Source organism: Janthinobacterium fluminis (assembly GCF_028595325.1).
GTDB lineage: Bacteria > Pseudomonadota > Gammaproteobacteria > Burkholderiales > Burkholderiaceae_D > Janthinobacterium > Janthinobacterium fluminis.
Window position 1 is genome coordinate 466,718 of record NZ_JAQQXR010000002.1, and the last position, 12,759, is coordinate 479,476.

The 12,759-nt window shown below is 64.1% G+C and carries 10 protein-coding genes and 1 other RNA gene; 6 read left to right on the top strand and 5 right to left on the bottom strand.

The genetic code is table 11. The features are described 5' to 3' along the window. Positions 1–399: 399 nt before the first annotated feature. The 5 genes from OIK44_RS07980 to ompA form a co-directional block, all read right to left on the bottom strand. The gene (locus tag OIK44_RS07980; protein ID WP_273670194.1) at positions 400–975 is read right to left on the bottom strand and encodes a Panacea domain-containing protein; all 576 of its coding nucleotides are present in this window, start codon (positions 973–975) and stop codon (positions 400–402) included. Between the two features lie 239 nt (positions 976–1,214). After that, positions 1,215–1,574, bottom strand: a transfer-messenger RNA (tmRNA) gene (gene ssrA / locus OIK44_RS07985). A 79-nt stretch (positions 1,575–1,653) separates the two neighbouring features. Continuing rightward, positions 1,654–2,361: an HAD family hydrolase gene (locus OIK44_RS07990; protein ID WP_273670195.1), complete on the bottom strand. Its 708-nt coding sequence runs from the start codon at positions 2,359–2,361 to the stop codon at positions 1,654–1,656. Positions 2,362–2,426: 65 nt separating this feature from the next. Continuing rightward, on the bottom strand, positions 2,427–3,122 hold the full coding sequence (ubiG, locus tag OIK44_RS07995; protein ID WP_273670196.1) for a bifunctional 2-polyprenyl-6-hydroxyphenol methylase/3-demethylubiquinol 3-O-methyltransferase UbiG: 696 nt from the start codon (positions 3,120–3,122) through the stop codon (positions 2,427–2,429). Positions 3,123–3,331: 209 nt separating this feature from the next. Continuing rightward, the gene (gene ompA, locus OIK44_RS08000; RefSeq protein ID WP_273670197.1) at positions 3,332–4,042 is read right to left on the bottom strand and encodes an outer membrane protein OmpA; all 711 of its coding nucleotides are present in this window, start codon (positions 4,040–4,042) and stop codon (positions 3,332–3,334) included. Between the two features lie 541 nt (positions 4,043–4,583). Here ompA and gyrA point away from each other — a divergent pair. From gyrA to cmk, 6 genes are all read left to right on the top strand, one after another. Further along, positions 4,584–7,214: a DNA gyrase subunit A gene (gene gyrA, locus OIK44_RS08005; protein WP_273670198.1), complete on the top strand. Its 2,631-nt coding sequence runs from the start codon at positions 4,584–4,586 to the stop codon at positions 7,212–7,214. A 243-nt stretch (positions 7,215–7,457) separates the two neighbouring features. Then, entirely contained in the window at positions 7,458–8,546 is a 1,089-nt protein-coding gene (gene serC, locus OIK44_RS08010; protein WP_273670199.1) for a 3-phosphoserine/phosphohydroxythreonine transaminase, read from the top strand. A 51-nt stretch (positions 8,547–8,597) separates the two neighbouring features. Next, positions 8,598–9,668: a prephenate dehydratase gene (pheA, locus tag OIK44_RS08015; RefSeq protein ID WP_273670200.1), complete on the top strand. Its 1,071-nt coding sequence runs from the start codon at positions 8,598–8,600 to the stop codon at positions 9,666–9,668. Positions 9,669–9,701: 33 nt separating this feature from the next. Then, positions 9,702–10,604, top strand: coding sequence for a prephenate dehydrogenase (locus tag OIK44_RS08020; RefSeq protein ID WP_273670201.1), 903 nt, complete (start codon positions 9,702–9,704; stop codon positions 10,602–10,604). Between the two features lie 26 nt (positions 10,605–10,630). Further along, positions 10,631–11,983, top strand: a complete 1,353-nt coding sequence (gene aroA, locus OIK44_RS08025; protein ID WP_273670202.1) for a 3-phosphoshikimate 1-carboxyvinyltransferase — start codon at positions 10,631–10,633, stop codon at positions 11,981–11,983. Between the two features lie 45 nt (positions 11,984–12,028). Beyond that, a complete protein-coding gene (gene cmk / locus OIK44_RS08030; RefSeq protein ID WP_273670203.1) occupies positions 12,029–12,697 on the top strand; it encodes a (d)CMP kinase in 669 nt (222 codons plus the stop codon). Positions 12,698–12,759: the final 62 nt, after the last annotated feature.

Sequence of the window (12,759 nt, forward strand, 5' to 3'; positions counted from 1 at the left end):
ACTTAGTCTGCCGAGCGGTTGTATCTGGCGCATAAGCTGCGCACTCAAGTGCTGTATAAAGGATCTCTTTGGGGAATGAATGAACGTTAAAACATTCTTCTTCGTCAGATCGGCGAAGTCTCGCGCATCGAAATCCTCGATCTCGCGAAGATCTAGCCAAGTTGGCTTGCAAAGCACACCGGCCGGCATCGGAGTACCAAGATAATAACCTGGATGTACGCCATCCTTGTCACATGCCGGGGCTTGTGGCCGCTGATGCGCTTGGCTCGTCAAAAGACGATACACCAAATCACCATCCGGGCGGACAGCAAGAATTAATAGATATTTGGGTAGCATTTCCCCGGTCAAGGCATCCGTGTAAAACTGCGAATGCTTCCAAACCTCACCAAGGGCCGGCATCTAGTAGCCACCGTTCGCTACAGGATGCGAATAGCCTTTAGCTTCGCTTGCCAGCTCAAGAATCAAACTTCGATTGTCCGCATCGTCCGCAAGAGCGAGTAAATAAGGAATCTCTTTCTGCGCACCGCGCCCATTCGCCCATACCTTATCCCACGCGCCATTTTGCTCGTGAGTAACGTCTATCATTTTTGGTGATTGCGTAGTGAGATACTTCTCGCACAGGTCATGCAGGATAGTCATCTGCCGGCCGGTAAAGTCATCGGCATCAAACTCGACGTTTTTTCGGACCTTAACAGCCAGCCGAGTATAGTCAATGACCCGCTCAGGAACGATTTCGACAACTGCCTTTAGATCGTCCTCGAAATCTTCCCACTCCTGCATGAGCTCGACAGGTACAGGGCCAAATTTCCAAGCTTGATACTCGAATCCGGTCACACTCTTGCCTGTCTGGCGAAAGTGTTCAAAGTCAAGCATGTACAGTAACTTGAACAGCTTGATCTTGCCGCACGACTCTGTGTTCTTCGCGAAGAACACGATGGCGTTGCGAAGACGCGACCGAGCAATTGATGTTTTCATAATTTTAGTATAGCAGTTGCCTTTTTAAAGTCCACCGATTACGTCAATCGTATTGTAATAAAGTGCACCGTAGCAACAAAAATGATTCTTGCGGACAACAAGTTGCGTGTGCCACATGAGAGTGAGAGGCAAAAATAAAAGCTGTCATTATGTTGTCATTCCAGAGCCTAAACAGCCCAAAAACAACCCAAATAATGACAGCCTTCGTCTTGCTAACTACTTGATTCTAAAGAATTCAGTGGTGGAGACGGCGGGAATCGAACCCGCGTCCGCAAGCACTCTACAGACAGTTCTACATACTTAGCGCTGCCATTTAATTTAACCTATACGACGCGGACGCGCACGCTGCGGACAGGCGAGTTACCTATTATTTAGTGCGATGCCAAGTAACCCGGCATTACACGAGTCCCTGTAAATGACTCTACAGCTTTTAAGGGCCCACCCCAGGGACGAGGTGTTGTAGAGCTAACAGCGATTAAGCTGCCAGTGCGTACGAGTTATCGTTTGCAGTTAAGTTTTTCAGGTTGTATTTACGAGGTAGCCCGCCCTCGGTATGCCCTGCGCTGCTTTGCAACCCACGTCGAAACCAGGTCGTCCCCACAGAACCTTCATTTTAACGCAATTCGCGCAAGCGCGCAGACTTGATTCGCGGCTCGTCCACTGGGCGCCGGGTCCGCCTTACGCCGCCAGCTCGTCGCGGCCGGCGGCATCGACGACGTCGCGCACCAACGCCAGCAGCGCCTGCGGCGTCTCCAGCAGGTAGTCGGCGTCCCAACTGAGCGGCTCGGTGGCGCCGCAATAGCCCCAGGCGCAGGCCAGCGTCAGCATGCCCGCCGCGCGCCCGGCCTGGATGTCGCGCAGGTCGTCGCCGACGTACCAGCATTGCTCCGGCGCCAGGCCGAGCCGGCGCGCCGCTTCCAGCAGCGGCGCGGGGTGGGGCTTGGCGTGCGCCATCGTGTCGCCGGAGATGACGCAGCCGGCCGCGCCCAGGCCGATCAGGCCGACCAGCGGGTCGGTGAAGCGGGCCGCCTTGTTGGTGACCACGCCCCAGGCCAGGCCCAGTTCGGCGAGGCCGTCGAGCAGGGCCGGCACGCCGTCGAACAGGCCGCTGCGCACGGCCAGCGCCGCTTCGTAGTTGTCGAGGAAGCCGTCGCGCAGGGCGATGTAGCCCTCGTCGTCGGGGCCGATGCCGAAGGCCGCGCCTATCATGCCGCGGGCGCCGGACGAGGCGGTCGGGCGCAGCACGGCGTAGGGCGTCGCTTCCAGGCCGCGCGCGCTGCGCAGCAGGTTGACTGCGGCCGCCAGGTCCGGCGCTGTGTCGGCCAGGGTGCCGTCGAGGTCGAACAGGATGGCGAGCGGGGCTTGCGGGCGGTTTGGCGTGGTCATGGCGGATTCGGTGGTCGGCGGAGTCGGTAGGGTAGGGCGGCCGCAGCCGCCCCGGGTTTGTCGTGTTACAGCGGACGGGTGCAGGCGATCAGGTAGTTCACGCTGGTGTCGTCGTTGAGCGAGTAGATTTTGCTCAGGGGGTTGTAGCCCATGCCTTTCAAGCCCTTCACTTCCAGTTGCGCGCTGCGCGCGTATTGCGACAGTTCGGCCGGGGTGATGAATTTGTCGTAGTCGTGGGTGCCCTTGGGTAGCATGCGCAGCAGGTATTCCGCGCCGACGACGGCGAACAGGTAGGCTTTCGGGTTGCGGTTCAGCGTGGAGAAGAAGACGTGGCCGCCCGGTTTGACCAGCGTCGCGCAGGCGCGCACGATGGCGGCCGGGTCGGGCACGTGTTCCAGCATTTCCATGCAGGTCACGACGTCGTATTGGCCCGCTTCCTGCTCGGCCATCGCTTCGGCCGCGATCAGTTGGTAGCGCACTTGCGCGCCCGATTCCAGGCTGTGCAGGTCGGCCACTTTGAGGGCTTTTTCGGACAGGTCGATGCCCGTCACCTGGGCACCTTTTTTGGCCATCGATTCGGCCAGGATGCCGCCGCCGCAGCCGATGTCGATCACGCGGCGGCCGGCCAGCGGCGCGCGCGCATTGATCCATTCCAGGCGCAGGGGGTTGATTTCGTGTAAGGGACGAAACTCGGATGTGGGGTCCCACCAGCGATGGGCCAGCTCACTGAATTTTTGGATTTCGATAGGGTCGGCGTTCATAGGTCGAATCATAACGGCAATTTGGCCGATTCAATAGCGGGCGTTGCAAAAAAGCTGGTTTGGCTTGATTTGGGGAAAGTTGAGCAAGGTCAGGGGCGGCCTCGAAAGCCGGCGCCGGCCCCTGGGGCCAAGCGCCAAGCCAATAAAAAAACCCCGCCGTGGCGGGGTTTCTGTCGTTCGCAAGAAGCGAGCGGCGGTCTTGCCTGCAATTACTTGCGGGTGCCGACGACTTCGATTTCTACGCGGCGATTTTTTTCGCGGCCGGTTGCCGATTTGTTGTCAGCAACAGGTTGTTTTTCGCCTTTGCCTTCGGTGTACACGCGGTTGGTTTCGATACCTTTCGATACCAGGTAAGCCTTGACGGCTTCCGAGCGACGGATCGACAGTTTTTGGTTGTAAGCATCGGTGCCCACGGAGTCGGTGTGGCCGACAGCGATGATGACTTCCAGGTTGATGCCGCCCAGTTTCGAGCTCAGGTCGTCCAGTTTCGCTTTGCCTTCTGGTTTCAGCGTGGCTTTGTCGAAGTCGAAGAACGCGTCAGCGGCGAAGCTGACTTTTTCCGAGATCGGCGCTGGTGCCGGTGCCGGACGTGGTGCCGGTGCTGGTGCTGGAGCCGGTGCCGGTGCTGGAGCGGCCGGGGCTACGCATTTGCCGTCTTGCAGGGTTTCTGGAGCAACGCACAGTGGCACGTCGCAACCTGGCACCGCGTCAGCTGGCGTCCAGTAGCCGGTGCGCCAGCACAGGCCGAACGGGTCACGGGCGATGACGCCGCGTGCATCTTGCACGTAGGCGCTGTGTGGCGTTGGTGCTTTGATGTCGGTGGTCACTGGTGCGAACGGTGCCGCTGTCGGGGTTTGGGCCGTAGCCGAGCCAGCAATCACTGCGGATGCAGCGAAAAACAGGGTTGCAAATTTTTTCATTCTTTTTTCCTTTCGGGGGGTGATATCCGCAGAATTACACTGCGCGACTGGACCTGCTTGAACCAATAGTAACATGCAGGTTAGCAACGCTCGTTCCAGATTGCGAAACTAGCAATTAACTTCTCAATCATTTTGCCACAGGCTTCAAGTTCGCACGCCCGTGGTTAAATCAAAGTTTCCGGGATTTTAAGCGCCTCGTTGTTTTCATGCAACGATCGTAGGAGATTGTTACACTCTTATGACAACTTTTCCCCGTTTTGCCTATTTTGTTGGCATTTTTTTGCTAATTGTTATTGCCTCTGCGCACTACCCTGCCAGCCCTGCGCCGGGGTGGTCTGGCGCGGCGCGGCGGCGGCCCCGGCGCCGGAATTGCGCTGCAAGGGGGGCGCCCATGCTAAAATCCCATGCTTGACTGTTGAAAACATGGTAGCAAGCCCAATCCGCCCGCCGCCCATGCAACAGCCGCCCCGGATATGCAGTATGGCGTCACACATTGCGTAGCAGATAAGTTAACCACAGCCTGAGATCAGTCGAACCGCCAATGGATCAATTCGCAAAAGAAACAATCCCAATTTCCCTCGAAGAAGAGATGCGCAAGAGCTACCTCGATTACGCGATGAGCGTGATCGTCGGCCGGGCCTTGCCGGATGTGCGCGACGGCTTGAAGCCGGTGCACCGCCGCGTCTTGTACGCGATGCACGAAATGAACAATGTGTGGAACCGCCCTTACGTCAAGTGCGCCCGCGTCGTCGGCGAAACCATGGGTAAATTCCACCCGCACGGCGACGCCTCGATCTACGACACGCTGGTGCGCCTGGCGCAGGACTTCTCGCTGCGCTACACGCTGATCGACGGCCAGGGCAACTTCGGCTCCGTCGACGGCGACAGCGCCGCGGCGATGCGTTACACGGAGTGCCGCCTCGACAAGATCGCCGGCGAGATCCTGGCCGACATCGACAAGGACACCGTCGACTTCGTGCCGAACTACGACGGCAAGGAAAAAGAGCCGTCGGTGCTGCCGACCAAGATCCCTAACCTGCTGATCAACGGCTCCTCCGGCATCGCCGTCGGCATGGCCACCAACATCCCGCCGCACAACATCACCGAGATCATCAACGGCGCGCTGCACGTGTTGCGCAACCCCGACTGCAGCATCGACGAGCTGATCGAGATCATCCCGGCGCCGGACTTCCCGACGGCCGGCATCATCTACGGCGTCTCCGGCGTGCGCGACGGTTACCGCACGGGCCGCGGCCGCGTCGTCATGCGCGCCAAGACCCACTTCGAGGAGTTCGGCAAAGAGGGCGGCCGCATCGCCATCATCGTCGACGAGCTGCCCTACCAGGTGAACAAGAAGTCGCTGCTGGAGCGCATCGCCGAAAACGTCCGCGACAAGAAGCTCGACGGCATTTCCGACATCCGCGACGAGTCCGACAAGTCGGGCATGCGCGTGGTCATCGAATTGAAGCGCAACGAAGTGCCGGAAGTGGTGCTCAACAATCTGTACAAGCAGACCCAGTTGCAGGACACCTTCGGCATGAACATGGTGGCCCTGGTGGACGGCCAGCCGAAGTTGCTGAACCTGAAGCAGATGCTGCAGTGCTTCCTGTCGCACCGCCGCGAGGTGGTCACGCGCCGCACCGTGTTCGAGCTGCGCAAGGCGCGCGAGCGCGGCCACGTGCTCGAGGGCCTGGCCGTCGCGCTGGCCAATATCGACGACTTCATCGCCATCATCAAGGCGGCGCCGACGCCGCCTATCGCCAAGGTCGAGCTGATGACACGGCCGTGGGACTCGTCGGTCGTGCGCGAAATGCTGGCCCGCACCGGCGACGGCACCACCGTCGGCGGCGTCGACGCCTTCCGTCCCGAGCACCTGCCCAAGCACTACGGCATGCAGGCCGACGGCCTGTACAAGCTGTCGGACGACCAGGCGCAAGAGATTCTGCAGATGCGCCTGCAGCGCTTGACCGGCCTGGAGCAGGACAAGATCGTCAACGAATACAAAGACGTGATGGCCCACATCGCCGACCTGCTGGACATCCTCTCCAAGCCGGAGCGCGTCACCGTCATCATCACCGACGAGATGACGCTGGCGAAGAACGAATACGGCGAAGGCAACAAGGACGTGCGCCGCTCGCAGATCGAACTGAACGCCACCGACCTGGAAACGGAAGACTTGATCACGCCGCAGGACATGGTCGTGACGCTGTCGCACACCGGCTACATGAAGGCGCAGCCGATTTCCGAGTACCGCGCGCAGAAGCGCGGCGGACGCGGCAAGCAGGCCATGGCGACCAAGGAAGAGGACTGGATCGACCAGCTCTTCATCGCCAACACGCACGACTACATCCTGTGCTTCTCCGACCGCGGCCGCATGTACTGGCTGAAGGTGTGGGAAGTGCCGCAGGGTTCGCGCAACTCGCGCGGCAAGCCCATCGTCAACATGTTCCCGCTGCAGGACAATGAGAAGATCACCGTGATCCTGCCGCTGTCGGGCGACAACCGGGTCTTCCCGGAAGACCACTATGTGTTCATGTCGACCAGCCTGGGCACGGTCAAGAAGACGCCGCTGAAGGACTTCAGCAACCCGCGCAAGGCCGGCATCATCGCCGTCGACCTCGACGAGGGCGACTTCCTGATCGGCGCCGCGCTGACCGACGGCCAGCACGACGTGATGTTGTTCTCCGACTCGGGCAAGGCGGTGCGCTTCGACGAAAACGATGTGCGTCCGATGGGCCGCACGGCGCGCGGCGTGCGCGGCATGAACCTGGAAGAGGGGCAGCACGTGATCGCCCTGCTGGTGGCCGAGAACGAGCAGCAGTCGGTGCTGACGGCGACGGAAAACGGCTTCGGCAAACGCACGCCGATCACCGAGTACACCCGCCACGGCCGCGGCACCAAGGGCATGATCGCGATCCAGACCAGCGAGCGCAACGGCCGCGTCGTCGCCGCCACGCTGGTGGAGGAGAGCGATGAAATCATGCTCATCACCACGGGCGGCGTGCTGATCCGCACACGCGTGTCGGAAATCCGCGAAATGGGCCGCGCCACCCAGGGCGTGACGCTGATCGCGGTCGAGGACGGCACCAAGCTGTCCGGCCTGCAGCGCATCGTCGAAGCCGACGTCGACGACGTCGAGCTGGAAGCGGGACCCGACGCCAAGCCGGAATAAGGCCGAGCGTCTAGCTGGGGCCGGGCTTGTTCTAGCGAACGACCCCGGCCCCAGCTACGCCCGCGGCCGGTTCGTCGAACAGCGTGACAGCTGGGGTCTGACCCCAAGCTGCCGGGGTCAGACCCCAGGCGGCGCGTGCCGCGGGCCCGGATCGGCAATTCCTGCCGCCGCTTGCGGCGCAGTCCCGCTCTCTCCATTAGAATATCAAGGCAAACAAGCCCACCAGCCCCAAAGGATCGCAACGTGACGCACATCTACAATTTCTCCGCCGGCCCGGCCGTGCTGCCCAAAGAAGTGCTGGCGCAAGCCGCCGCCGAAATGCTCGACTGGCACGGCAGTGGAATGTCCGTCATGGAAATGAGCCACCGCGGCCCCGAATTCATTTCGATCTACCAGGCCGCCGTGCGCGACCTGCGCGAGCTGCTGGCCGTGCCCGACAATTACAAGATCCTCTTCCTGCAGGGCGGCGGCCTCGGCGAAAACGCCATCGTGCCGCTGAACCTGGTGGGCCGCAAGGCGCAGCCGGCAACGGTCGACTTCGTCCACACCGGCTCCTGGTCCGGCAAGTCGATCAAGGAGGCGGCCAAATACGCCACCGTCAACGTGGCCGCCTCGTCGCAGGCCGAGGGCTTTTGCGGCGTGCCGCCGCAGTCCGCCTGGAAGCTGACGCCGGACGCCGCCTATCTGCACATCTGCACCAACGAAACCATCGACGGCGTCGAGTACCCGTTCGCGCCCGAGCTGGCCGGCGACACCCCCATCGTCGCCGACATGTCCTCGCACATCCTGTCGCGCGTCATCGACGTGTCGCAGTACGGCGTCATCTTCGGCGGCGCGCAAAAGAACATCGGCCCGGCCGGCCTGACCCTGGTCATCGTGCGCGAAGACCTGCTTGGCGCGGCCCTGCCGATCTGCCCCTCGGCCTTCGACTGGAGCGTCGTCGCCGAACATGAGTCGATGTACAACACGCCGCCGACCTACGGGATCTATATCGCCGGCCTGGTGTTCCAGTGGCTCAAGCGCCAGGGCGGCGTGGCGGCGATGGAAAAGCGCAACATCGACAAGGCGGCACTGTTGTATGCTGCACTCGACGCGGACGATTTCTACCAGAACCGCGTCGCCAAGGCATACCGCTCGCGCATGACGATACCCTTCTTCCTGCGCGACGAGAGCAAAAACGAAGCATTCCTGGCCGGCGCCAAGCAGCGCGGCCTGCTGCAACTGAAGGGCCACAAGTCCGTCGGCGGTATGCGCGCATCGATCTACAACGCGATGCCGATCGAGGGCGTGCAAGCCCTGGTCGATTATTTGAACGAGTTCGCGGGCCGCTGAGCGCGCCGCGGCGCCGATCGCAATACGTAAGCACGGACACCTACGCAGACAATGACAGATAAATTAAAACCGTTGCGCGAGCAGATCGATGCGATCGACGCGCAAATCCTCGACCTGCTGAGCCGGCGCGCGCGCCTGGCCCAGGAGGTCGGCCACGTGAAGGCCGAGACGCAGGCGCCGGTGTTCCGCCCCGAGCGCGAGGCGCAGGTGCTGCGCGGCGTGGCCGAGCGCAATCCCGGCCCGATGGGCGACGGCGAGGTGCAGACGATTTTCCGCGAGATCATGTCGGCCTGCCGTTCGCTGGAGAAGCGCGTCACGGTCGCCTATCTGGGGCCGGTCGGCACCTTCACCGAGCAGGCCGTCTACCAGCAGTTCGGCAGCGCCGTCGAGGGCATGCCCTGCGCCACGATCGACGAGGTGTTCCGCGCCGCCGAGGCCGGCACGGCCGATTTCGGCGTCGTGCCGATCGAGAACTCCTCGGAGGGGCCGGTCAACCGCACGCTCGACCTCTTGATGCAGACCAGCCTGATCATCAGCGGCGAGGTGGCCATCAATATCCACCACAGCCTGATGACGCGCAGCGGCACGATGGACGGCGTCGGCGCCATCTGCGCCCATGCGCAGGCGCTGGCGCAGTGCCAGGCCTGGCTCAAGCAGCACTATCCGCACATCGAGCGGCGCGCCGTCGCCTCGAACGCGGAGGCGGCGCGCCTGGCCGCCGGCGACGGCGCCGTGGCGGCCATCGCCGGCGAGCTGGCCGGCCAGCAGTACAGCCTGGGCGTGGTGCAGGCGCACATCCAGGACGATCCGCACAACCGCACGCGCTTCGCCGTGATCGGCCAGTTGCAGACGACGCCGTCGGGCGAGGACCAGACCTCGCTGGTGCTGGCCGTGCCGAACAAGGCCGGCGCCGTGTACCAGCTGCTGGCGCCGCTGGCCCGCCACGGCGTGTCGATGACGCGCTTCGAGTCGCGCCCGGCGCGCATGGGCAGCTGGGAGTACTACTTCTACGTCGACATCGAGGGCCACGCCCAGGACGCGGCCGTGGCGCTGGCGCTGGCCGAGCTGAAGAGCAACGCCGCCTTTTTCAAGGTGCTGGGTTCCTACCCGGCCAGCCTGTGAGCGGCCGTGCACCCCCATCCCGACTGGACACCCATGCTGAATAAAGTCGTCATTTTTGGCGTCGGCCTGATCGGCGGCTCGTTCGCCCGCGCGCTCAAGCAGGCGGGCGCGGTCGGCCACGTGGTCGGCATGGGGCGCTCGCCGGCCCCGCTGGCGCGCGCCCTGGAGCTGGGCATCATCGACAGCGTCGGCGCCGACCTGGCCGAGGCGCTGCGCGGCGCCGACCTGGTGCTGCTGGCCGCGCCGGTGGCGCAGACCGAGCGCATCCTCGCCGCGCTGCGGCCGCACCTGCAGCCGGGCACCGTCGTCAGCGACGCCGGCAGCACCAAGGGCGACGTCGTCGCGGCGGCGCGCCGCGCGCTGGGCGGCAAGCTGGCGCAGTTCGTGCCGGGCCACCCCATCGCCGGGCGCGAGTCGAACGGCCCGGACGCCGCCATCGTCGACCTGTACCAGGGCCGCAAGACGGTGCTGACGCCGCTGGCGGAGAACGCGGCGGCCGACGTCGAGCGCGTCGCCGCCGCCTGGCGCGCCTGCGGCGCCGTCATCCACCGCCTCACGCCGGCCGAGCACGACAGGGTGTTCGCCGCCGTCAGCCACCTGCCGCACCTGCTGGCCTACGCGCTGGTCGACGACATCGCCAACAAGGCCCACGCCGACCTGCTGTTCCAGTACGCCGCCAGCGGCTTCCGCGACTTCACCCGCATCGCCGGCTCGTCGCCGGAGATGTGGCGCGACATCAGCCTGGCCAACCAGGCGGCGCTGCTGGGCGAGCTGGACGCCTATATGGCACAATTGACCGGGCTGCGGGCCATGCTGGCCGCCGGCGACGGCGCCGCCATCGAGGCCGTCTACGCCAACGCCCAGCGCGCCCGCCAGCAGTGGGGCGCGGCGATCGAGGCGGCCGAGGCGCCGCAGCCGACAGACCAGGCAGAATAGCCGCACACGCAGACAAGGAAACGCGCATGACGCAGCAAAAACACTATCCCCATCATCTCGACCTGAAGCCGGTCACGCACGTGCAGGGCGCGGTGCGCCTGCCCGGCTCGAAAAGCATCTCGAACCGCGTGCTGCTGCTGGCCGCGCTGGCCGAGGGCACGACCAAGATCGTCGATCTGCTGGCCTCGGACGACACCTTCGTCATGCTGGGCGCGCTGACCTCGCTCGGCGTGCACTGGGAGCAGGAGGAGCAGCGCCACCCGGAAACGCTGCACCAGGTGCACCACGTGCGCGGCGCCGGCGGCGTCTTCCCGCACCACGCGGCCGACCTCTTCATGGGCAACGCCGGCACCGCCATCCGTCCGCTGACGGCGGCGTTGGCCGTGATCGGCGGCGACTACACGCTGCACGGCGTGGCGCGCATGCACGAGCGGCCCATCGGCGACCTGGTCGACGCCCTCAACGCCGTCGGCGCGCAGATCGAGTACACGGGCGCGCAGGGCTTCCCGCCGCTGCGCATCCGCCGCGGCCACCTGCACGCCGACCGCATGGCGGTGCGCGGCAACGTGTCGAGCCAGTTCCTGACGGCGCTCTTGATGGTGGCGCCGCTGATGGCGCGCGAGCGCAGCGTGTCGATCGACGTCGTCGGCGAGCTGATCTCCCGGCCCTACATCGAAATCACCCTGAATCTGATGCGCCGCTTCGGCGTCGTCGTCGAGCAGGACGGCTGGCAGTCGTTCACCGTGCAGGCGGGGCAGAAGTACCGCAGCCCCGGCGTCATCCACGTCGAGGGCGACGCCTCGTCGGCGTCCTACTTCCTGGCGGCCGGCGCGATAGCCGGCGGGCCGGTGCGGGTCGAGGGCGTCGGCCGCGACAGCATCCAGGGCGACGTGCGCTTCGTCGCCGCGCTGCAGCAGATGGGCGCCACCGTGACGATGGGCGAGACCTGGATCGAGGCCAGCTCGAACGGCGTGCTGAAGGCCATCGACGCCGACTTCAACCATATCCCGGACGCGGCCATGACGATCGCCGTCGCCGCGCTGTACGCCGACGGCACCAGCACGCTGCGCAACATCGCCAGCTGGCGCGTCAAGGAAACCGACCGCATCGCCGCCATGGCCTGCGAGCTGCGCAAGCTCGGCGCCGAGGTGGAGGAGGGCGCCGACTACCTGCGCGTGACGCCGCCGGCGGCGATCGCCGCGGCCACCATCGACACCTACGACGACCACCGCATGGCCATGTGCTTCTCGCTGGCCTCGCTGGACGGCGCGGCGCGGCGCGGCAACAGCATGCGCATCAACGACCCGAAATGCGTCGCCAAGACCTTCCCCGGCTACTTCGAGGCATTCGCCGGCATCGCCCACGACAGCCTGTTTTAATCAGCGCGGCCGGGGCCCGCCCCGGTTTTAACAGAAAAATAATTTATGACCACATCGACTATTCCCGTCATCGCCATCGACGGCCCGACCGCTTCCGGCAAGGGCACGGTCGCGCACCGCGTCGCAGACCGGCTCGGCTACCACTACCTCGACTCCGGCGCCCTGTACCGCCTGACGGCGCTGACGGCGCTGCGCCGCGCCACGCCGCTGAACGACGAGCACGCGCTGGCCAAGCTGGCCGAGCATCTGCCGTGCAGCTTCGCCGGCGGCGAGATCCTGCTGGCCAACGAGAACGTCACGGACGCCATCCGCGCCGAGGCCGTCGGCAACACGGCCTCGCAGATCGCCGCGCTGCCGGCCGTGCGCCAGGCCCTGTTCGCGCTGCAACTGGGTTTCCGCAAGGCGCCCGGCCTGGTGGCCGACGGCCGCGACATGGGCACGGTGATTTTCCCCCACGCCCCCTTGAAAGTGTTCCTGACGGCAAGTGCTGACGCGCGCGCGCAACGCCGTTATAAGCAATTGATTGACAAGGGAATTTCTGCTAGTATAGAAGACCTTCTGATGGATTTGAATGCGCGAGACGCACGTGATACTCACCGTGCGATCGCGCCCCTGGTCCCCGCGGAGGGCGCGCATGTGCTCGATACGTCGAATATGACGGCCGATGAGGCCGTCGATCTGGTGTTGAAATGGCATGCTGCGGCGGTAAAGTAGTACGCATCAGTACTACTGTGGTGCCCGTGGCGGCCCAGTCCGGCCCCGGGCGTGTGTCAAAC